Genomic DNA, 25,323 nt, shown 5'->3' on the forward strand with positions numbered 1-25,323 from the left:
ATAAATGGCTTTGTCGTTCCCTAAGACTTCCGGATGTTAAACATCCAATACCGTCAAGTTCGATATATCTTCCGGCGACAAACGTTCCAGCAGTATTTCCGGAACGGGAATGTCGTCAATGGTCAGATCCGGCTGTTCCACCATCATGTCCAATAAAACCAATACGTGATCGGCAAGTATTGAGATCACCTCCGGTGAAAAATAACGACGGTCATATATAAACGGCAGACTTAATTTACCGTGCGTTTTCAATAAACCTACCCACAGTGGCGCGACCGCTTCCCGGTCTTCCAGCACCATCGGCAGCAACTTGTGGGCGAACGCCGTCACCTCAACGAAGGTATCGCGGTCATTACTGTCAACCGCCAGACTACCTAACAACGTATGGTCGTGCGCATCTTGCCCTTCAGGAGCAAGCTGTCGGTGCAGCGCAACAACATCAACGTGTTTATATTTCTGTAGCCGTAATACGGCGTCGTCATAGAGGCGCCAGACTTGCCGTAAGCTAAAATGCGGCTGAAGCGTTAACACCAGCGGAACCGATGAAGAGAAGTCACCGTAAACGGATTCAAATTCATAGCGGTCTCTGAGGTTATATGCCATTTGGATCGGCATATTTTTCCCGGTGATGCGATACACCAACGCGGCAAGAGCACAGGTAACCAGCTGTGTGAGCGTGGTATTTTGGCGACGATTCGATAATTGCAGCCGCTCAAGCCTCTCATCAGAGATATTCAGATCATAGGCCCCTGCTTTTTCCGGCTGGGCGTTGTCTGTCTGCGGGCGGTAAATCTGCTTATCCTGCAGCATAAAAGACGCCCGCTTGCCATGTAATTGGCTCAACCAGTATCGGGTCGCCGTTTCCTGATGTTCGCCGAACTGGCTCAAGGCAAAATGTGCATATTCGGCTGTCGGTGCGGGGCAAGCAAAATGCGTACCGTTGCACAAAGCGTGATAGCGGTGATACAGCTCCTGCAAAAACAGGAATAACGTAAACCCATCGGCATGGAAATGGTGCGTAACAAAGTAGACCACGCCCAGGTCTGCGCCGTTATGAACAAGATACAGTTCAAACATCGGCATCCGATCCGCCTGAAACAGCTTCATATTGGTCGTTTTCTGAAAACCGGCGACGGTTTGCTCAAACGTCGCTTTGTCAGAGAGATGGGGCCAACAGATTTCCCGGCATTGCCGTATTACCTCGTCGTGAACGACCTGCACCCAGTGTTGCCCGACCCATTCAGCGCCGGTTCTCAGAATGGCATGGTGGCGCACCATCTCGTTCAACGCCTGATTCAACAACGGCAGATCGACAGGCATTTCAATCCAGAAGCCCTGACCGATATTAAAGGTCGACCGCTTTTTCACCTCGGTCTCATGCAGAATAAATGCCTGAATATGGCTGACCGGATAGTAGCGAACGCCTTCGGCTAAACACGACCACAAGCAAGCCGGCCGCTGCACGCGATCGAGCACCTCTTCGGCACGGTGGGCCTGCCGGTAGAACTCAAAATGCAGGCCGGTTGCATCTTTCCAGACGCCGATGCCTTGCTGTAATAACCGGCTTAACTCGGCGCGGCCCAGCGTCGGATCGTCAGTTGGGGTCGCCGCCGACGGTAAAGCCAGCGAAACCGACTGAATAAACGCCGGGCGTCTCCCTGCTATTGGGTTGCCTGAGACAAGTGCGGATACCCCGGCATCGGATGAAGAAGATGCCGCGTGCGCGACATGGCGCGGGCTATCCGCAACATGCGCGGCAATCTCCACCGCAACAGACCGAAGAGACGCGTTCGTCAGCAAGTAAGCATCAAACTCAGTCGCGAAAGCGGCGTTGATCCTGTTTAACAAACGCAGCCCCAACAGTGAATCGATACCGTAGCTGGCTGCCGGTTCATCCAGATCGATTTCCGTGACGGACAAACCCGCGAGCTCCGCCAAAATTCCCGTCAGCCGTTGCGCAACCTGCTGTACTTGCGCGGGTTGCTTCGCCGTATGATCTGGAGCTTCGCTGACCGGGTTACGCTGAACGGTGCCGGACCAACACCAACGTTTGTCGAAAGGATACCCGGGCAGCGATAACGGGAACTTTTCCGCCGAAGAAAATGCAGCCTCAATTCGGGCATCAGCGTTGAAGTCCGGCGAGAAAAAGTCAACGCCGCTGACGTACAGCCGCGCCAGCGCCAGCAAATTATCGCTATCTGCCGGCGCCAGAACGGCCTGGCGGACCCGTTCAGCGGCGGACAAATCTCCCTCTGCCAGTGCCTGACGGCCAGCGCCGACTTTCCCTTGATAGCCGTTGTCCTGCGGTGTCAATGCCGCACCGGCGATCATCCGCGTCAGAAACGCGTGCAACGCGTTGACGTCAGAAATGACACAGGCGCACCGATAGGAAAAATGGCTACGGCGCAACAACAAGTTTGCCGCCAGTTGTTTCAAATTCAACGTGTGTCCGGTCTGCACACGCTGTTGCAGATCCCGACAGCGTTGCTGCAACGCGCCGAGGCTTTTTCCAGACAACACAATACATACCGGCTGTTGACCGCCATGCTCCGGCGACGCGCTTGTTTGTGACGATCCAGACCCGGCTATTGTTTCCGGCGCCCCCTGACGCAGCCCCTCGTTTTCATAAAGCTGCGCGACAACAATATGCACATTGATCCCCGTCGCCCCTAACGAGCTGATCGCCGCCCGGCGTTTCTCACCGGGCTCCACATGCCAGGGAATGGTTTCCGGGTTGATATAAAAGGCACTCTGGTCGTGCGCCAACAAAGAGGCCCGGTCTTGCGTATTTGGCGTTCCGGGAATTTTCCGATGCCTGAGCGCTAACAACACCTTGAATAGATGGTTCATCCCCGCGCTGTGGAAAGCATGGCCGACGTTATTCTCAACACTCCCTAACGCACAGCGTGCAGGCTGACCTGAACGCGCTTCCCGGCGATGCGGCCGAAAGACGTTTGTCAGAGCCTCGACTTCTGCGGCATCCGCCGCCGGCATCCCGGTAGCATGTGCTTCGACCAACGTAATACTCTCCGGCTGGATATCAAACCGTTGGTAGACATCAGAGAGCAGCGCTTCCTGTGCACCGGCGCTCGGCGCCATGATCCCATTGGTTTTACCGTTGTGATTACTGCCCCAGGCTTCGATCACACCATGAATTCTGTCGCCATCCGCCAGCGCTTGCTGCAATGGCTTTAGCACCACCACCCCAACGGACTCTCCGGGCATCATGCCGTCGGCCTGTGCCGAAAATGCACCGCCACGATCAGACGAAGACAACAACCCCAGGCGAGAGGCACTGCGCAACATATTCGGCGTGGAGTAAATCATCGCTCCGCCGGCAATCGCCACTTCACACTGCCCCAGCACCAGTTGATCACAAGCCTGTGCGACAGCCAACAGAGAAGATGCGCACCCCGCTTCAACCGTCTGACAAGGCCCTGTCAGGTTCAGCGTGTAAGCGACGCGCCCCGGAACCTGAGACAAGGTAATATTCGGCGCAAAATGCTCGCCCTCGGCAAAACGCAGCGTATAGTCGCCGGCACTGCCGCAGAAAACGCCCCAACGCTTGCCGGACAACGATTCAGGAACAATCCCCGCATCTTCAATGGCTTTCCAGCTTTCCTGTAAAAACAGACGCTCACAGGGGTCCAGCATGGATGCTTCGTGTGGCGATATCTGAAAAAACAGCGGATCGAAGTGTTCGATATCTGAGAGAAAACCGCCATAACCGGCATATTCGCCCTCACGCGCCGGGGCTATCGACCACCCGCGGCTATCCGGCGGCGTGGTAAACGCGGATTGACCTTGTTCAAGCAAGTGCCAAAAGTCGTCGGGGGTTTTCGCCCCGGGAAATTGCCCGGATATGCCGATAATCGCGATTGGATTCCGGCCCTCGCTCCGCTGCGGTTCGGTCTGGCGACGCGGTTCATGCGCCGTGGTGTTCCCTGCCGCCCCGCGCTGATAAATCGCCCGACAATGCTCAGAAATCATGTCAACGCTCTCGCGTTCAGACAACAGATGAAAATGATCTCTGGCGTGGGTGCGAAATACCTGAGCGCCCGGCAAATAATGCAACCAGCGCTGGCAATGGCTTTCATCATGGGTTAACGCGTCACCCAGCACGTGACGATTATTCTCGGCCAGTGCCGATAACCTGTCCCGGCGGTGTGAGCCGTCATCCTGTGATGACGTGATGGTGATATAGTGCAGGTCAATCTCATGGGCATTCGGTAACGCGTTTACTGAATAAGCCGCCATGGCTTCGCGGTTACGCGTCAAGATCTGCGCCATGTTTTCAATTTTGTCTTTCACTACCGCTAGCGGCTGCGTCACCCCTTTTTTCAGGCACCCTTCAGCCAGCCACGCCAGTTGTTCATCGGCATCCACACACAGCAACTCTTGTTCGGTGTAGGCGATGCTTTCAAACCTGACCCGACCGGATGCCAGCACGTCGCTCAGGCTGTAATGCAAGAAGAAGTTTGCACTCATCAGCAGCGCGTCGCGGTAACAGAATGGTGACGAGACAGGATGATTGTCCGGCTGTGGAAACGGCGGCTCTAAAAGAATCAGGCTCGATACCCGATAGCCGGCCAGTTGCAGTTGTCTGGCCATCTCATAAGCGATAATGCCGCCCATCGAATACCCGGCCAGCGCGTACGGCCCGGTCGCATCGGCAGCCTGAATGATTTCAATATAGTAACGCGCCATGCTTTCGATGCTTTCCAGCGGCGGTAACCGGGTAAGAAATCCGCGCGACTGAATGCCCCAGATGGCATATTCATCTCCCAGATTGTCGGCGATCTTCAGATATAACCCGGTCGAGCCGGTGAGCGGATGAATCCAGAACCGGGCACGTTCGGGCTTCGGTTGATCGGTCATCCCGACCTGACGCAATCGCGCGCTCAGCGGAATACACTCCGGATAGTGTTTCAACCACGCATTAACCGCAGGCCGGCCCTGCGATGCCGCGACGGTTGCACCCGATGCCCTGAGCGAATCATTCGCCGCTTTCTGGACAACCGCTTCACCCGCGCTCACCGGCACCGATGCAAGGGTATTGTCCTTTGAGCCGGGCACCGAAGACGGCATCGGGTCATCAAGATACAACGACAGTGCCTCAATAGTGGGGTGGTCAAAAATGGCCTTGATCGTCAGCCTGGACGCAAACGCCCGATTCACCGCGTCAATAAAGCCAACCGCGTTGATTGAGTTGAGTCCCAATTCGGTAAACGGTTGATGGTTCTCAATTTCGCTCTCTTCAAAATAGAGGGTTTGCATCAGCAAAGCGCGAAGCTGACGGACGATGCTCTCACGCGCTGAGGTATCACCTTGACGCCTCGCGCCATCCTCCGGCATCACGTCCTTTTTCTCGCCACTAGCCACAGATGCGCCGTCCGCCCGAGCCTGCGCGGTTAGCGGGGTCGAGGCCGGCGTGGCCCAGTAACGCCGGCCCTGAAACGGGTAACCCGGCAGACTGATCCGTTGCGGCAATGAGGCCCCACGATATAAATCAAACCAATCTAGCTCGACGGCGTTATTAACCCAGGCTCGCGCCAATTCCTGCCATTGTTCCGATGCGATCCACTCCTGACGCTGCGCCGCCGCGTATCCATCATCCCATGTCTGCTCTCTTGCCCATTCGGCATCATCGCTTGGTGATTCGCCAAGGTAATACGCGCCGGGAGACGCCGCTGCGGTAATAAACAGCGCTAATTTTTCGCGCAACTCCGTGATATCGGAGACCACAAAAGCCACGCGTTGAGTCATCGCTTCTCGCCCGGTTTGCAGGCTATAGGCCAGTTGATCCAGTCGTGTTGTTGGATGACGCTGCAAAAATTGCCCCAGGGCCTGGGCATAGGCTTGCAGGGCGGTAGTGGTTTTCGCCGATAGCGGAACAATCGCCGGACGAGCGGCGATGCCCAACGGACGCCGGGCACCCTCTCCCGGCGAATAGCTATCCGTTCCGGTTAACGATTCGGGGTCATCGGCAATGTATTCTTCAATCACCGCGTGCGCATTAGTACCGCTGATCCCCGTCGCGCTGATGGCGCCGACCCTCGGTTGCCGACCCTGACGCAACCAGGGTTGATTCTGCGGCTGAATCGTAAAGGGAGTCCGCTCTAATTTAATGTAGCGGTTACACGTCTCAAATCCCTGGGTTGCCGGAATCGTCTGATGCGCCATAGCCTTGAGCATCGCTATCAGACTCACAACGCCGGACGCAGCGAAGGTATGGCCGATGACGGGCTTAATCGAGCCTAAAACGCAGCGATGCGAATCGCTGCATCGTCCGGCAAAGGCATCGGTGAGCGCCTGAACCTCGATCGGGTCGCCCAATTGAGACCCGGTACTGTGGGAAATCACATATTGAATATTCCCCGGGTCGATTTGGTATCGGTCATAGATATTTTTCAGGAGTTCAGCCTGGCGAACTGGGTTCGGTGCCGTAATGCCATTGGTTTTTCCATCGTAGTTCACCCCGCTGGCTTTGATACACCCATAGATTCGATCGCCATCGGCTTTGGCTTTTGACAAGGGTTTGAGCAACACCACGGCCACGGCTTCCCCCGGCACCAGCCCGTTGGCGCGTTGATCAAACACGCTGGCTTTGCCGTCGGGAGACAGCATTCCCGTCCGATGCATACTCTGATACACCCACGGCGTCATCAACAGGTTGATTCCCCCGGCCAGCGCCATCTCGCAATCGCCCTGACGCAGCGCCTGACAAGCCTGATGAACAGCCACCAGCCCCGATGCACACGCGGCTGTAAGAGCCATATTCGGGCCTTTCAGATCGAGCGCATAAGAAATACGCGCGGCCAGGGTCGCATTCTGATTGCCATTTATCGACCCCTGATCGCCAACAATGGCGCCGTAATCACTCTCTTCCGCCCCGACATACACGCCACAGGACATTCCCTGAATGCGTTGCCCCATATAACCGGCATCTTCAAATGTGTGCCAGGCCTCCTGCAGGAAGAGACGCTGTCTGGGATCCATCTCCATCGCTTCTTTCGGCGCAATATCAAAGAATGCGGCGTCGAACTGCATAATATCCGTCATGAACGCGCCCCACTGCGGCAGCGTGTTATGCTTGCCCCGGCCGTCCGGCGATCCCGAAGACGGGTTATCGCTGACAGACTGCCAATCCCAGCGCGCGCCGGACATCTCGCCGATACAACTTTCCCCCTGAATCAGCATATCCCAGAAGTCATCAATATTATCCGCCTGCGGAAAACGCCCGCTCATCCCGATCACGGCGATGGGCTCATTCATGACGTCGCCGGCAACCGTACTCGTCGTCGCCGCAGTTGGCTGGTGAAACACGGTCGTTGTGTTTGTCTTCCCGCTGGCCGGATTAACCTCTTCCTGCCCGGCGGTCAATGGCTCATGGTCTGCTACCGAGGATACGTGGCTTGCTTTCGCCTCCGGCGACGCCTGACGCGAGAACAGCGCATCCAACGCCTGTGCGTGTTCGCGACAAAAATATTCCGTCAGCCGCTTAACAGATGAGTGACCGAACAGCACCGCCGGTGTGATTTCAACGTCAAAATAGTGACTCAACTCGCGGGAAAATGACGCCAGCGTAATCGAATCAAAGCCAAAATCAGCAAAACTGCTATTCAACCCGATACGTTCAACCGGCGTGCCCAGTAACCGGCTAATCTGCGTTTTCAGAATGTGGCTCACCGCAGTCCGCCGGTCTGTGACATCGGCGGGCAACGGTACACCGAGCCCTCCGGGGCGCGACGTCGTCTCCTGATGGTGTTTTTGCCCCGTGGCACGGGTAGCCGCTTGATTGGCGATATCCGCCTTGCCGCTTACCGGATGATGTCCGTTGCGTTCGTCAGCCAAAGGCGCTGCCAACTTCAGAAAACGGGCGACACGGCTGGGTTTTCCCGCCATCACCAGATGCTGACCTTCACTTTGCCGCAGCAATTGCTCAAAGACTCGCACCCCTTCGTCGCTTTCCAACGCTCGCTGGCCGCTGGACCGGAGATAAAACTCGGTGCTCTCCCTGTCACGAACGCCCATTTTTCCCTCTTTCCAGAAGGGCCAGTTAATCACCAGCGTCTTACCACGCAGCATCCCTTGTTGAACCTGCGCCATTCGGTGTTTGCCATACGCCATCTGGAAACGGTTCCCCATGGCGTAGTCACAAGAACCAAAATCCCCTAATAACGCGGCGCTGGAGGAGAAATAACAGACAAAATCCAACGGGTCCTGCATCAGCAATTCGTCTAATAATTGCGTTCCGTCGACTTTCGGGCGGAGGATGGCATCAAACGCCCGGCGGGATTTCTCGAATACCGGCTCGCTGGCTTCCAAACCTGCCGCGTGGATAACACCGAGGATCGGGCCCATCACCTCTCTGGCCTGCACCAGATTAAAACGCATCGTGCCGACATCGCAGACATCGGCCTGAATATAATGTACCTGCCCGCCCAGGCGAGTTAGTTCCTCGGCCAGCGCCTGGCGCTCAGCATCCATCGCGGAACGCCCGGTCAGAATCAGTCTGGCGGAATAGTGCTGAGCCAGATACCGAGCGAAAATCAGCCCCAGTCCACCGAATCCACCGGTGATCAGGTAGGTTCCTCCTTGTTTAATCGCTGCTTGCGACGCCGTTTCATGCGTCAACGAGACCGGGCTGGGCTGCACCTTCAGGACATATCGCTCCGCGCCTTCATAGCAGACACTGTCGAAATGTTGCCCCGTCAACTCTTGATAAAGCATTGCGATATAGTGCTCGCTGAAGGCCGGTTGCACGGTAACAGCCGTTATCGCTCCCGCCGTACCCACCTCTGGCGCAACGCTGATGGCAACCGCGCATTGCGTGCCGGGTAAGGCCGGCGTCAGGGAACGTTCGATACCTATCCATGATTCCAGGTAAGCGCGCTCCAGTGAGTGATGGCTCACACCGGCCAGCAGTAAGCGCGCCGGCGCCATATTCTCCGCCACCATCGACGACAACAACGCGTGCAGCGCAGCGGCATCTTGCAGATGACGGCGATCCTCCAGTGGCCATAAATATAAAATCGCACTGTGCCGAGGCTCTATCCGGGCGGATTTCAGTTGTGCAAAACAGCGTTGATAACTTTCGGTATTTTCCTGCTCTGTTTCGCCGGGCGGCAGTTGAACGCCGTTCACCCCATCCGCCAGCGGATGCCGGGAGACAAACACAATCTCCGTCTGTGGCGCCAGCACCGCCATCTGCGATTGCAGCAAACGCTGGTTTTCCGGCTCCGACAAAAAGCAGATCACGGTGTTAAATCGATGGTCCTGCGAGGATGCGGCCGGATGGGGCATCTTCTGCCAGGATTCGGTAAACAGCATCAGCGCTTCGCGTTCTTCCTGCGGCGCTGATTGCTGCGTCGATACCGCCTGGGGCGACGCCTCGCCAGATGATGCATTCCGGCCGATCCGCCCCAGATCGTCCGGTGCCTCAATCCAATGCCGCTCCCGGGCGAACGGATAACCCGGCAGGCTGATGCGGCGCGGCGTTTCTATCGCATAGAGCGAATACCAGTCCACGTGGAAGCCTTCCACCCAGAATCGGGCTATTTTGTGAAAAGCGCGTTGTTCCACCCAGCGCTGAAGCAGGGTGCGGCTGTCCTCAGCCGACATAAACCCGGTATCCCGGCCGGTTTCCTTAGCACCGCTACCGGCCCCTCGCCAGCAGCGCTCCGGTAAGGCGCCATCGTCGGCAAACGCAGTCAGTTTGTTTTGCAGATCGCGGAGATCCTGCACGACAAAAACCACCCGTTCTTCCAGCGTCCGCCGCCCAACTTGCAGCGTGAAAGCCAGATCCGCCGGGTGAATGCCGTCAATATCCGGATGCATCGCCAGAAACTGCGCCAGATTTCGGGCCATCTCCTGAAGCCGCTCTTCCGTTTTCGCTGATAACGGAACAATCAGCGGCGTACTCTGTTGCCGGCGGTTACCCACCGGCCTGACGTCCGGCGGCAGAAACTCTTCGACGATCACATGGGCATTCGATCCGGTAGCGCCAAACGAGCTGATCCCCGCCCGCCGTGGAACGTTGATCTGTTCACCGTCGTGATTGACCGTAGGTTGCGCCCAATGCTGGGTTTCACGCTGGATATAGAAAGGTGAATGATCCAGTTCCAGATAAGGGTTAACCTGCTCGGCGTGCAACAGTGACGGAACCAGCGTCTTATGATGCAACTGGAGAATAACTTTACTTAACCCGCTGATGCCGGCCGCCGACTCGGCATGGCCGATGTTCGACTTGACCGACCCGATCGCGCAGAACTGGTTGTCTTTCGTGTATTGCCTGAAGGCCTTCACCAAACCCTGAACTTCAATAGGATCACCCAATGCCGTGCCGGTGCCGTGCGCTTCGATATAACTGATAGTGCGTGGATCAATCCCGGTTTTTTCGTAACAGCGCAACATCAAATCGGCCTGCGCCACCGGGCTGGGCACCGTAATTCCGCTCACCTGCCCGACATGGTTGATGGCGCTGCCCTTGATTACCGCATAAATATTGTCCTGATCTTTGATCGCCTGCGACAGCGGTTTGAGCAACACCGCTCCGACCCCTTCGCCGGAGACAAAGCCATTGCCGCCGTCGCCGAACGTTCGGCAACGACCATCCGTGGAATACATGTCCGCCAGCCCATAAGTCATATACTTATAGGGATGTAACGACAGGTTTACCCCGCCGGCTAAGGCAACTTTACTTTCTCCTCGGCGCACGCTTTCCAGAGCCAGATGCAACGCGGTCAAAGAGGAAGAACACACCGTATCTACGGCAAAAGAGGGGCCATGAAAGCCGCAGAAGTACGATACCCGGTTAGCAATCGGGGCATAATTCATTGATAGCGGCACTATCTGACCACGATTGACGATTTCAGATGCGATTAAGGCGTAATCATTGTGCATGACCCCAACAAAAACCCCGACATCGCGACGCTTGTTCGGCCCCTGTTCTGCGACCAGCGTTTCCGGGGTGTAGCCCGCATCTTCGATTGCCGCCCAGCAGGTTTCCAGAAATAACCGTTCCTGAGGATCAAGCCACTGTGCTTCTCTGGGAGAGACCCGGAAAAACTGGGCATCAAAACAGTCCACATCCTCAATAAATCCGCCCCATTGAGGAATCGGCCGACCTGACGGCGACGTAATGCCATCCAGTACGCTTTTCTGCCATCTCGAATCCGGAATTTCGGTGACGCAATCTTTACCGGCTTTGAGATTATCCCAAAACTCCGCCATCTGTTTCGCTCCGGGATAACGGCCCGACATGCCGATCACGGCAATATCTTCGTTTTCCGATGCCGTCTGGCTGCTCGAAGCGGCATGAGAAGCCGGCTGACCGGCGTTGATCTGCGCCGTACCGGCCTGAGTAGCGCCGGCGGGCACGCCCCCCGCGTCCGATAACGTTTCCGATGCCACCCGATGAACCTCATCCTGCCCGGCGACGGCGGCGACACCGGCCTCGACGTCGGCAAGCGCACCGAATGATTCCGGGTAGCGCGCCAGCAAATACTCCGCCAGTGCGCCGACCGTGGCATATTCAAACAGCAACGTCGGATTCAACTTAACCTTGAGCGACTGTTCCAGTGACTGCACCATTTGCAGCAGCCCCGCCGAATCCAACCCCAACTCGTAATAACCGATATCGCTCTCGATTTCCGTCGTACTTTTCGCCAGCGTCTCGGCAAGTATCTTTTTCACCGTATTTTCAGCTTGTTCCCATGCCGAGGCATTCTCACTCGTCGAGATAGCCGAGGCCCCTGACGCCACAGGCGCAACCGGTTTGCCGGACGCCGCGATGGGTTCATCAGCCTGGGTTGGCGCCGCCGGGGTCCGCGATGCGTTGATCGCCGCGGGATCGCGCACGCGCTTACAGGTGAAATTTTTTAATTCGCCGATCTTTTCACCGCTTGGCTTAAAAAACTCCATGGTCAGGTAAGAGAGTTGGCTGGTTTGCTTGAGCGAGTCACGGTTGACGCGGGTAATACAGCGCTCTGACAACGGTTCTGTCGCGCGGAAGGACTCATAATAAAGCGGTAAAAAGATATCCTGCTGGTGGTTTTGTTCCAGAAACAGATCCCCTGACCCGATAGCGCTCCCGTCAATCAAAACCGGGTGAAACAGATACTGTTCCGCACCGAATAGCACATCGTCAGGAACGGCAATATCAATCAGATTCGCCGAAGGCAGGTGATAGATAATGCCGTCACCGACCATCGGCCCGCGGTGACGGATGTCATCGCCGCCAAATTCCGCATACGCATCCTGTAACCTAAGCTGACTGACCGCCGCCTTTTTCAGCCCGTCGATATCGAGTGTTTCATGAAATACCGACGCTGCAACCGGGTGCATTTCCGCACTCATATACAACTTCACCCCGGACGGCGAGTGCTCATCCGACACTTCACTGCCTTCCACTTTCAGTTGCCAGTATCCTTGCGCCTGCTTTTGGCAGCTGATTTGTGCCTCCACGCCATAATCATCACCGATAGTAAAAGGGTAATGAATGGTGAGGTTCCGCATTTCCAGTTGCCGGTAGTCCATCCCCTGCCGATGGAAAAACTGAAAGAGCAGATCGATATATGCCAGTCCGGGCAACAGCGATTGGCCGAACGCCTGATGGTTACGCAAAATGCGGTGATGGTGGTTAAATGGTTGACTCCACGGATGATTTTCCGCGAAAAACCCGGCACGACCGATAGGATAACGCCCTTCGCCAATGCGGCTGCCGTCATCAGCGATGTTTTCAGCCATGCGGGTTACCGATGCCGGTAACCGCGCCCGAAAAACGTCCTTCGCAAAGACATAACCGGGCAGATGAATTCGCGTTGGCGGCTGCGGATAGAAACTTTGCCAGTCAACCGGTTTACCCTGTAGCCAGGCGAGACCAATCGCCTCCAGTTCCGGTCGGGAGAGTTGGTGCAGACCACGGTGTTGATAAGCATCGGCAGTCAGAGGCGGTTGTTTTTTCCCCGCCGCCGCGACCTGACCGAAAGCGTGACTCGGCGCGACAGGCTGACGGCAGAATGCCTGTAACTGCTGCAGACAATCGTGCTTGTCCGTCGCAATCAGGAAAAAGCGTTCCGGCATCGCTTCCCGTCCAACCTGCAACGTATACGCCATTGACTGGATGAAAGACAAGCTATCATCAGGCCGCTCAGCGTCTGCAAGATAGCGGCTCAGCACCTGAATCTGCGCGTGCAGACTTTGCGTCGTTTTCGCCGATAACAGAATGATCCACCCGGCGGTAGCGGGCTCAGCAACCGCAACCCGTTGCGGTAAATACTCTTCGATAACCAAATGCGCATTGGTGCCGCTGTGACCGAAAGAGTTCAGCGCCGCCAGTCGTGGTCTGCCGGCATCGCTTTTCCAGGCCGACGTCGCGTTTTGAATGTAAAAAGCAGAATCCTGCAGCTCAAATAGCGGATTTGCCTGCTGATAATGCCTTAAACCCGGTAGCTGACCATGACGCATCGACAACAATATCTTGATGAGGCCGATCACCCCGGATGCCGCCGAAGTATGGCCGATATGCGATTTCACGCTACCCAGCGCACAGTAATGTCGTTTGTCGGTTAACGCCTTAAATGTTCGAGCCAGGGCATTGACCTCAATGGTATCGCCCAATTTACCGCCGGTGGCATGGGCTTCAACGTAACTGATCGCTTCCGGATTGATGTGATATTGCCGGTAGACCTGCTCCAGTAATTGTTGCTGAGCCGTACCGCTCGGCGCGGTAATACCGTTACTCGCCCCATCCTGATTGATACCGGAAGCACGAATCACGCCGTGGATAGGGTCCCCCTGCGCGATGGCCTGATCCAGACGTTTCAATGCAACGATCCCGACCCCTTCCGAGAGCAGCATACCGTCGGCCACCTGCTCAAAAACCGGGCACTCGTCGCGGTGAGACAACATGCCGATACCGGACAAACTGGCCAACGCGCCGGCATCCAATGCGGCGAAGACACCGCCGGCCAGCGCCAAATCGGTTTCACCACGACGCAGGCTTTCACACGCCAGATGTATCGCCACCGCAGAAGAGGAACAACCGGTATTCACCACCAGTGCCGGGCCTTTCATATCCAGAAAGTAAGACACACGTGATGCAATAATCGCCTCAGACGACCCGACAAAAGAGCCATGATGATAATTCGATGGTTCAGCGCCGATAAAAACGCCCGTATGGCTACCGGCCAGCGCTTTAGGGTTATAGCCCGCGTCTTCCAGTGCTTTCCAGCTTTCCTGCAATATCAGGCGCTGATGCGGGCTCATCGACAACGCATCCTGCTCGGTAATCCGGAAGAAGGTCGCGTCAAAGCAGTGTCGGTCTTTGACGATCCCACCCCATTTGCAATAGGTTTTTCCGCTCTGCGTTGCGTCTTTTGCGCCTGTGTCGCTGCTGTTTGTCTCGACAAAATATCTGGCTTGATCCAGATAATCCTCAGGTAACTCTTCTATGCCTGAGCGGTTGGCAATCAGGTTCTCCCAGAAACGCTGGGTATTCTCGGCGCCGGGAAATTGCCCCGACAGCCCAATCACGGCAATCGCCACCGGCTCGGCCGGTTGTCCCTCTGGCGCTCGCCCTGCATCCTGCTGGGGCATCGGCTGTGCGGCAAACGAGGAGGTCGCCGACGGCGTGGGTTCATGCTGGGGTGGCGCTTGCCACTGTGGCGACGTGGGTTGCCGTGATGGAGACGACGCCTGAGGGATAATGCTCTGAACGGCACACGTCAGCGCGATATGCGCACTTAATGTTTCGACCGTCGAATAATCGTAGAGCAACGCCGGATTTAGCGTGATCCCCAGCGATTGGTTGACCTGATTGATAAAGTTAACGCTAAGAATCGAATCAATACCAAAATCGGAAAACGCCCGCTGCTCATCAATCTGCTCAGGCGGTAAATTCACTGAACGGGCTAACGCCTTGATGACACGGCGCGTGATAGATTCCCGCGTAGTTTCATCATGTGCAGTTTCATTATGTACAGTTTCATCATGCGTCTTGGCTCGCCCGGCGTCATACGCCTGGCGGACCGGGGCGGCAAACAGCGTCTCGCGCGTACCGACAGAAAGCACGTCACGATCCGCAGTAAGGACGATATGGCGGCTCAACGTGGTGGCCGAGCTGTAGTCATACAGGATGGCGGGATTCAGGTGAATACCGAGTATTTCATTGATTCTATTTACAAAATTGACACTTAAAATAGAATCGATTCCGTATTCGGAAAAAGCGATGTCCGCCTCGATTTGCGCAGCCGACAGATTAACCGCCTGCGCCAAAGCAGACACGATGGCCTTATGGACATGTTCTGCAATGTGCTCGTCGGTGACGTGATCGTCGGTTATCGGCGCAGTGAGTGTGGCCGCCGCCGGTGAACGCGTAACCAACGCAACCGCTGGCGACGCCTCGGCCGTCAGCGCCTGCACGGCGGGTTGCCTTGGCTGGCGAATCATTCCGTCGCTTCTGGCGACAATCACGGTTTGCCCCAGTGCATGTGCACGTTGCGCCGGGAACTCAACCGCCAGGAACCCTTCTTCTTCCAGTATCTCCCGCCAGGTTTCAGGCGCGATGGCCGGGCTACCGACGATGCGTAACGCGGTGTCCTGATGTAACCACCATCCTTTGAGTAACCCGAACGTTAAATGAGTAAAAACAGACTTCTCGCTCAGCTCATTAATGACCACCATTCCCCCGCGGCGCAGGGCAGCTTTGCAATGTCGCAGCGTGGTCCGAATATCTTGGGTGGCGTGCAGTACATTCGTCGCAATCGCCACGTCAAACGATCCCTGCGCAATCGGCTGTGTCGCCAGCGGTTGTTCAATGTCCCACAATGCATAACCAAGAAACGGGCACGTCGGCCCATAGTGACGGCGGGCGTGCATCAAAAACGCCTGAGAGAGATCCGTATACAGATATTCCTGAATATTGTGCCGATATTTCATCAGCTCGGGCAAAACCATGGCCGTTGTTCCACCCGTACCGGCACCGATTTCAACCAGGCGCAACGGCGCATCATGATCAAACTGCAAGACTTCATGCACGTAGTCGCTCACCGCTGCCGTCAACACCCGATTAAAAAAATCAGAGACCGGATTATTTTTATAAATCCCTTCGACTTTCTCCATCGATGCATTGGGGAACAGCACTTCCGTTGCCTGCACCTGTCCCGTCAGAATCTGGGGCAACTGGCGCAGGCAGCTCTCGACAAGGTTCATCTGCGTCATGCGGGCGTGATCATGACGATAACGGTCACGATAGGCCTCCCACGCCTGCCATACCGACTCAGCCGACTCCGCCGACGGCTGTCGGCGAATCAACGCCTCGCCCTGCCGGGTTAGATATCCCGCCTCGCCTAACTGCGCCATCGACTCCGCCCACCAGGCGCGGAACTGATGTTCCAGCCCAATACGGCCGGCAAGCGAAGAAAAATCTGCGGCATCCGGCGACGACGAAAAAGCGCCAAGCCCGTCAAGCTGTACATAAAGCAGTTTCACCAACCACTGATTAATGGCCTCAGGATGATGGGATTGCAGCAGTGCGTCGGCCTCTTCATCCCATTGATTGTCAGAGATATTATGCATTGGTCAGCCTCCTGCTGCGTTTATCCGATGAAGATGGCGTGAATGATGGTTGGCGTTGATGGCTCAACAGCATGGACTCCTGCGGATGCAGGTTCATCAGTTGCTGTACCGGTGCAGAAGCATTCAGGCACACCAACTGTGCCAGGCGTCCTTGCTGTAACAGCGTGACAAAACGTTCAAAACAGGCAAAACCCTCAGCATCGCTCAGAGCAGAAATGCTTTGACTGGCGGGTAACCCGGCAAGGGAAGCTTGCCAGAATCCCCAATTGATAATCCCGACGGGAAAATCGGCGTGATGCTGTAAAGCCCGCACCAACGTATCAGAGAAAGTAATCCCTGCGGCATAAGCCGATAGCGTCGCGGCACCCGAGAAAGAGAACGCCTGGCAGGAGGAGAAATAGACCAGAAAATCCAGTGCTTCGTGCCGAAGCGCCTGGTAGAAATTAAAACTCCCCGACGCCTTGACCTGAAGTATCCGCCAGAATGTTTCTTCTGTTGTCTGGCTGACGGCATTCTCGGCATCAAAGACCAGACCGGCGAATATCGCGCCGTTAATGCGGGAATATGTCTGCTTGATCTGAGCCATCGCCGCCTGCAAAGAGGCCGGGTCCGTTGCATCTGCCTGAACATAATCCGGCCGGATACCGGCGGTTGCCACCGCCGCCAACGCGTTCTGAACGGCGGGACTGGACGCCGGCTGACGCCCCAGCCAGATAACCGTTGCCTGATAGTGCTCCAGCAACTGCCGGGTCACCACACGGCCAACAGTGCCGCTGCCTCCCAGAATCAGGTAGACGCCGCCATGCTTGAGCCCATTCTCATCACTGAAACTCTGCGGATCCAGGCGAAAGAAGGTTTGCCGGTAGCGGCGCCCGCAGAGCAACCGAATCTGTTCGCCCCGCTCGCTCATCCGCTCGCCGACTATCTGCTGCATCAGTTTTTCTCGCCGCTCCGGCGTCTGTAAATCGCGGCTGGACACATCCAGATTTCTGACTCTGAAGCGGTGGTCCCCCTGCGCAATCGAGTAAGCCAGCCCGCTGACTCCGGCACCGTGATAACGAATGTCCCGGGAAGAAGCGGGATGGTTATCCTGCGTGATTACGGTAAAATCTATCGTGGTCTCTTTTGCCGACCGCTGTTGTAGCGACTTCACCAGACGCAGCAGTTGCAGCTCGTTCTGTTTCAGGCTATCCGTGATCGCTTGCGCGTCGGCCTGCGATTGCCCGACGGCGGCGGCAATAAAAAAGACCTGCTGTACCGCGCCTATCTCATCCAGACACTCGTGGATCGCGTTTTCATCCTGAATATCACATCCCCAGTGATCCAGCCCGACCCGATACACTTTTTGACCGGCCTGGCTTTGACCGGTCTGGCTGCTCAGCGAGAGACGCAGCAGGCGCCCGGACTGGCCGGCCAGTTTAGCGACTAACGCATCTTCCAGTTCGTTTTCCTGTCGGCTCCCAACCACCAGCACGTTATCCGCCCTGCCCGTCGCTGCGGTTCTGACGTGAGGGGTTTCATCCGATTCCCACCGTGCAACATAGCTGAAATACTCATCAGCCCGATTGATGGCCGGCACCGCAGCGGGAGCACGCGGCGTGGCGTCGCGCCCGGCCAGCTCATTGAACGGTTCCGCCGTCGGCGACTGATTCGCGCGCAACGGCGTGGCTGACGCGTCTATCGTGGCATCAGGCGGCGCGGTCATCGCGGCATGGCGGGGATTGCCTACCCAGTATCGGTCGGTGGCGAACGGGTAAGTCGGCAGGCTGATTCTTTTTGGGCGCGATTGCGGGTATAACCGATGCCAGTCAACCGGCATTCCCTTGACCCATAACGCCAGAATTCTGGCGTATTTACGTTTATGGAACCACTGATCAAGCGTGGACATCATGTCTTCATCGGTTGCGAATATGTCCAGTATTTCTTTGTTTTGCCTGACATTCCCGAGAAATAAATCATCAATGATGTCTTCTCCCGCCAGAAATCCCCTCAGTTTTTCAGCCAGAAAATCAATAGACGAGGTCAGTATCCCCAGACGCTGTTCCATCGCGTCCCGCCCGACTTGCAGGGTATAAGCCAGTTCGCTCAGTGCCGGTTGCGGTTTATTTTCCGACGTAATCCGGGCCAAAAGATTTCCCGCCGCCGCCATCAGACGATCCGCATTTTTTGCCGACAGTATGACCATGACGGATTCCGGTTCCTCTGCCTGCCGGCCGACATCCGGCGCGTTCTGTCCTCCGGTATACTCCTCGAGCACGATGTGCGCATTGGCACCGCCAAAACCGAACGAACTGACGCCGGCCCGGCGAGGCAGCGTCTGCCCCTGGCTGTCCACAGGCGCGGCCCAGGGCCGGTTCTCCTGCACCACATAAAACGGGGAATCGTCCAGCCGGATGTAAGGATTAAGCTGTTCAGAATGCAGGCTTTTCACCAGCGTTTTATGCTGAAACTGCAGTAAGACTTTAATCACCCCGGCAATCCCGGCGGCCATCTCCAGGTGGCCGACATTCGTCTTAACCGATCCCAGACCGCAATGTTGCGGCGAGTTTTCCAGCGTCGTCGTGGCCGGCGTGTGACGATAGAGATCCTGAAACGCGCTTTTCAGCCCATCAATTTCTATCGGGTCGCCAAGCGGCGTCCCGGTGCCGTGGGCCTCAATGTATCCGACGCTGCGCGGATCGATCCCGGCGTCGGTGTAGGCTCGCTTCAACAAGGCCGTTTGCGCTCGCGGATTCGGCGCGGTTAATGAGTTGGCTCGGCCGCCGTGGTTTTCGGCACTGGCCCGGATCACGCCATAAATGTGATCACCTGCGGCCTCTGCAACACTGAGCTTGCGAAGAAAGAGCATCCCGACCCCTTCCCCCCGAACATACCCGTTGGCCGCACTGGAGAAGGTTTTGCAACGACCGTCCTGGCACAACATACCGGCTTTGCTAAAGCTGATATAACCATCGGGAGTCACCAGCGTGTTCACGCCACCGACGATAGCTTGTTCGCATTCGCCGGCGGCGATGGACTGAACAGCCCGGTGAATCGCAATCAGGGATGACGAACACGCCGTTTCTATCGGCTCGCTGGGGCCGTGGATATTCAGGAAAAAGCTCATTCGGTTTGGTCCGACCGACGGAACGATCCCGGTCAGGGAATAGCCTTCAATCGGCAGCCGGGCTTCACTGAGCAGCGCGCCGTAACCGCTCATGCCGGTTCCCACGAAAATCGCCGTCTCGGTGCCGGAAATGTCACCGGCACTGTAACCGGCGTCTTCAATGGCACTCCATATGTAAGTCATCAGCAACCGTTGTTGGGGGTCCATCAACTCGGCTTCTTTCGGCGAAATTCCAAAAAACAGCGGATCGAATTCATCAACACCCTCAATGAATCCGCCCCATTTCACATTGGATTTATTGACTTCGCGAACCGGATCGCCATACAACGCCTGCCAGTCCCACCGCTGTTTCGGGATCTCCTGAATACAATCTTTTCCGCTGACCAGATTGTCCCAAAAGGCGTCTAGATCCCGGGCCATCGGGAAACGACCGCTCATGCCGACAATCGCTATCGGCTCACCGGCAGGAGCGGTCGTTTTTATAGCGGATGTGTTTTTATCAGACGGTAGCGATGGTAACGCCGGATTTACACGCCCCGGGGAGCGGAATGTCGCGCGTTGGGAAACGTCACGCTGAGCAGGGACGGCGTTTACGATGCGTTCATCTATCGCCGCCGGCTCCGCGGCCTTGGTCGGCATTGATACCGTGGTTGTTGATACCGTGGTTAACGCCGACGGCAAACGTGATGGATGCTCCGGATGCGGCGTCGTGAATGCCGCCGGGTGCGTCGCCGCCAGATAATCAACAAACTCGCCCAAAGTCGGGTATTCAAAAAATACCGTTGGCGTCAGCGACAGGTGATATTGGCGATTCAACTGATTGCTAAACTCCGTCAGCAAAATCGAATCCAGACCAAACTGCGACAGCTCAGTATTAAGACTGATCTTACCCGGCTCCAGCTTACGTAGCCTTGCCAGTGATTTTTGCATCAGCGGGATCAACGTTTCTCGCAGCGCCGCCGTCGTTGTACTCACCGTCGGAGCTGCCTCCGCCAACGCCGTCCCTGCGGCGGTCGTTTCATTGGTTTCAGGCTCCGCCCGCATCACCGAATGCGTATCGGCATCGGCGGATATCGTCGATGCCGCGGCTCCTTTCGTCGCCTCGTCAACCACTCTGGATGAAAAACCACGGAGCCTGACCCAGACATAACCATGCTCATCGCATAAGTCATAGTCCATTTTTTTGACTCGGTCGGTTTTCGATGAGCCGGAGGTAAAACGCGCCCACACCCAAAGATTCTCAGGCAACGCCGTCGTCGTATCCCAAGGGGACATCTCCAGACTTTCCAACGCAAACGGCAAGGCAAATTCAGGGTGTTTAGCATCCACCAATAAGCCGGCCGCTATCTGTAATGCTGAATCCATCACACTGGGATGCAAAAAAAACTGATGCCGGGTATCCGCCACACAGTCGGGTAATACAATCCTGGCAATAGCCTGGCTATCGCCTTCATCAATCGATATCACACCTTGATAAGCCGGCCCATGCAGGATGTCCATCGCGCTATAAGCGCGATAACACGCGGCGCTGTCGAGATGTCTGGCGGTGCACTGGGCCTGCAACGCGGCGATATCGACGATGGATGATGCTGCAGGCATCGCAAGCGGCGCATCGCCATCAGGCGACGCCGTCATCTGAGCCATGCCCCGGCAATGCGTGACGCGGTCGGTTCCGCCGGCAGACGTTTCCTCGCTGTATATCTCAAAACTGATATCACCGTTGTCTTCAGGATGCAGGTCGACGGCCACATGCAATCCGGCCTCCTGAACGATCATCGGCCTCAACCAACTCACATTTTTCAGCATCACCGACTGAGAATGGCCGGCCGCATCCGCTATCGCCGCTCTGGCCAATTCCAGATAGGCCACCCCGGGCAGCACCTTCTGCCCTTTAACGATATGGTCGGCCAGAAAGAACTCGAGCCCGCTGAAAAAACTGCGGTAACGCTGAGTGCCGAAATCCGACGTGTTTTGCTGCACAAGCGGGTGAATCTCTCGCCACATCCGCTGTTCACGAGGCTCCGGCACCGATAATGCCGCGGTCTCGGCGGTACTCCAGTAGGGCTCGAGGTGGAAAGGATAGCGGGGCAACGAGATCTTACTAAAACCCGATGTCCCGGCGAGCTCGGTCAGAGGGACATCGACACCCCTCATCCAAAGTTCCATCAGTACACTTTTGTCATTTTCCCAGCTAAGCGTTTTTAGCAAATCAGACAATCGGTTATGACGGGTAAAGATGTCGAGGGCTTTATTGTCGTCGTGTTGCCCGGTTTTCAGGTAGTACGATTTCCGTCCATTCGCAGCAATAAACTGAGCCAGTTTTTCCTGTAGATTGTCGATGCTGGTGTAACGGAACACCACCCGCCGCTCAAACTTGTTTCTTGCCGTCAGATAGAAATATTCCAGCGCAGCGGGGTGAACATCATGAGATTGCTGCAAAAAGGCCAGCATGGATTTGGCGTAATGCATCCACTGCCATTCATGCATGACCGACAGCGCCAGAAAGTAGACGCCTTCCTGCGGCTTCATTGCATCGTCAACGGTATTGCCATGTGCCGGAACATCAGCGGCGCGGGGATATTCCTCCAGCAGCAAATGGGCATTGACGCCTCCGGCGCCAAAGTTATTCATCGCGGCCCGGCGGGGAATGTCTCTGCCGTGCTCATCCTGCAAAGGCGACCACTCTTCTGTGCCGTCATTGATATAAAAGCGTGAACCGTCCAGCTTGATTTTGTCGCTACAGACTGAAAAATCTTTAATTCCCGGTTTCTTTCGCGTTTTAAATGCATTCAGTACGCGAACCAGCGAGACCATCCCGGAAGCCGAGTTAGCGTGCCCCATATTAGGTTTGAGCGTACTGATTTTACATGGGTTTCTCTTTGACGGTTCCACCTGCGCCGTGAGTTGCGCATCGGCATGTTTCAACCCTTTAATTTCTTCGGCATCAGCCAGCAGCGACGACGCGCCGTGGGCCTCGACATACGTAACGGTGTCCGCATCAATGCCGGCCTGGCGGTATGCATTCACCATCACCTTCGCCTGCGATTCCGCGGAAGGCATCGTCAGGCTGCCATAACCTCCGGTGTGGTTGACATCCGAACCTAAAATCACCCCATGAATATTGTCTTGATCGGCAATGGCCTGCGATAAGCGTTTAAGCAAAACGGTCGCGGCGGTTTCGGCGGGCAAAAAGCCCTGTGCATTGGCCTGAAAAGGGAAACAGGCCGTCGCGCCGCCGAGAATCCCTAAAGACTCCTGCCCTAAATACGAACCGGCCAGCGCATCGCCGAATAAAAGGTTGGCCGCCCCCACCAGCGCGTAATCGGCTTCACCTCGCAGTAATGCTTCTTTCGCCTGATGCAAAGCAACACTGGCACCGGAGCAGGCGGTATCGATATAGAGGCTTTTACCGTTAAAACGAAAAGCATGGGAGAGGTAATTCGGCAAAGACCAGGACATCATGCCCAGGATGGAATAACTGGTCAGTTCGGCTTTGGCGAGAAAAGGCGTATAAGCAGCACCTTCGGAAGCAATATACACATCGACTTTCGCCTCCCGTAACTGCTGAGGCAAATAACAGGCATCCTCCAGCGTGTGCCAGGCGGACATCAACAATAATCGGGTCCTGGGGTCCATATATTCGGCTTCCATCGGCCCCATATTGAACAACTCAGGATCGAATCCGGCGATATCATTCAGAAATGCCCCATACCGGGTTTGCATCTCCGGCCCCGGAAAATGATTCTTCGGCACGAGAGAAAACAGCGACGCTTGTTGATCCAGCTTCCGGCAAAAATCCTCAATAGAATCAGAGCCGGGAAAAAAGCCGCCTATGCCGATAATCGCCACGGCTTCTTTTTCGTAAACCGAAAAGAGATCATTAGCCCAGGATGCATTATTAGCCACCTCGCCCTGTATCTCCGTTAATACCGCAGCCTCTTTATTGTCGTTATTCTGCTTCGTCACGTTCAAGCCTCCAATTGCCTTATCTGACGCCGTTACCCGGTCGCTGCACACGGTTTTTCGTGCTGAGTACAGCGACTGGGAATCAAACGATGGCGTGCATTCCTTTTCTCTTCGGACGAACAGTTCGCTAATTCGCCGACAATTGCAATTTGTCCCGCTTAAATACTTTGACGGTCCCGGCCTGAGAATCCCTGACCGCGACCAGACTGCCAAAGTTAAATTTTTTCAATACAAAACGGTCGATCAGTTCTGCTTCAGAAAGCTCCTGCCCTAAACGGTATTCTTTTTTATCAAAATCCTGCCACGATTCATCCGCCCGATAACGAAACCAGAGAGGTTTAAGCCGACTATACTGGACTTTTCCCCCTGCCAGAAACTCCTTTACCGTCTCTGCCGATGCCGGATCATCATCCAGAATATAGTAGGCTTTATCCGCCGGACAAATAATCATATTAAAGTTTCCGGAATTTATCAGATACTCGCTCATCATTAATCTTCCTTACTCAGAACATCACTGGTGGTGTTGTAGGCAGAAAAATAGTTCTCATCTCCGATAGTTTTGGATTTTTTACCCAGACTATTGAAAATATCGAATTTGAATTTGATAAAGGATGGATCAGAATTCAGGATATTGTCATACACCGGCATCAACGTGGGGACATCTTTGCCTTTCGTCATGGTTTCCAGATTCACTTCCGTCATCCGCATATTCGCCATGATCTGCAGCGGCGTCGTATTGATGACGGCATGAGGCCAGTATTTGGTGAAAAAGAGCACATCGCCTGGCTCCAAATCGACATAGAACTTGGGCGCATAAGCGTAAAGTGGGTTGTGAATTTTATGAAAGTTGATATCCAAACGCGCATCCATTTTCGCTGACATCCCATTTGCCCCATCAAGGAATGGGCGCAAGATATACCCCAACCGGGGATCGACAAAGTACCAGCGTTTTACTCCGCTTATCATCAACGCACAGGAAATATCATTCCCCTGATGCCAGTTAGTTCCCCAGGTTCGCAAATTACCCACAAATAACTGGCTAAAACTATTCGCCGAGTGACCATGGAACAGATCAAGAATTTTTCCCGCCCCCACTTCATCAATCAGGTCAGGGTAGTCATTAAAAATTTCCGCCGAGTTGTTAATGTAATAACTGACTCTGGAATCTTTGTCCAATTGAGAACGGAGTATTTTCTCCAGTTTGAGTTTTTTCAAACTGTTTCCCTTCTCATCATAGCCGACGGCAATAATCTCCGTATCTTTATAGTGTTCAATCAGATAATCATGGCTCCACTCCTGAACGGCTTTCGTATCATTGAGAAAACCTTTGGCAATAATCGGCGGCGTACCGGCATCATTGATCATTTTCTGAAAAGTCGCGCGATCCATATCTGAAAAATCGTAAGACTTCATTTTAATAAATGTATCGGCACAGTCCGTATCGGCCAAATCAGGATACGCCGCCTGTAAATCCGCCAACTTTTTCTCGAATAAATCACGTTCGAAGGTATCCATAAAATCGGGGGATTTCAACAGCAGACGCATATGCATCATAAAGTGAAAATTGGCCTGTTCTTCCTGAGAGAGAAAGAAAGACGGCATCATTTCAAACACTTTCCGTTGCGTTTCGCTTTGGATGTCATATTTTTCCATAAATATCTTCCTTTTGG

The 25,323-nt window shown here is 55.2% G+C and carries 4 protein-coding genes; all 4 read right to left on the reverse strand.

Features of this window, described 5'->3' with window-relative positions; translation table 11 throughout:
- Positions 1-36: 36 nt before the first annotated feature.
- Positions 37-16,581: an SDR family NAD(P)-dependent oxidoreductase gene (locus FDP13_RS05080; RefSeq protein WP_143838908.1), complete on the reverse strand. Its 16,545-nt coding sequence runs from the start codon at positions 16,579-16,581 to the stop codon at positions 37-39.
- A complete protein-coding gene (locus FDP13_RS05085) occupies positions 16,574-23,653 on the reverse strand; it encodes an SDR family NAD(P)-dependent oxidoreductase (RefSeq protein ID WP_234424379.1) in 7,080 nt (2,359 codons plus the stop codon). The genes FDP13_RS05080 and FDP13_RS05085 overlap by 8 nt, the downstream gene beginning before the upstream one ends.
- Before the next feature lie 127 nt (positions 23,654-23,780).
- Positions 23,781-24,143 carry a hypothetical protein gene (locus FDP13_RS05090; RefSeq protein WP_231578091.1) on the reverse strand — a complete coding sequence of 121 codons (363 nt, stop codon included), beginning with the start codon at positions 24,141-24,143 and terminating at the stop codon, positions 23,781-23,783.
- Entirely contained in the window at positions 24,143-25,306 is a 1,164-nt protein-coding gene (locus FDP13_RS05095) for a cupin-like domain-containing protein (RefSeq protein ID WP_143838909.1), read from the reverse strand. The genes FDP13_RS05090 and FDP13_RS05095 overlap by 1 nt, the downstream gene beginning before the upstream one ends.
- Between the last annotated feature and the right edge of the window lie 17 nt (positions 25,307-25,323).

Source organism: Dickeya sp. ws52 (genome assembly GCF_007210685.1).
Taxonomy (GTDB): Bacteria; Pseudomonadota; Gammaproteobacteria; order Enterobacterales; family Enterobacteriaceae; genus Dickeya; species Dickeya chrysanthemi.

What these genes read in the sequence shown, in the direction of transcription:
- FDP13_RS05080 (WP_143838908.1), bottom strand. Translation starts at nt 16,581, where the DNA reads ATGCATAATATCTCTGACAATCAATGGGATGAAGAGGCCGACGCACTG.
- FDP13_RS05090 (WP_231578091.1), bottom strand. Translation starts at nt 24,143, where the DNA reads ATGATGAGCGAGTATCTGATAAATTCCGGAAACTTTAATATGATTATT.
- FDP13_RS05095 (WP_143838909.1), bottom strand. Translation starts at nt 25,306, where the DNA reads ATGGAAAAATATGACATCCAAAGCGAAACGCAACGGAAAGTGTTTGAA.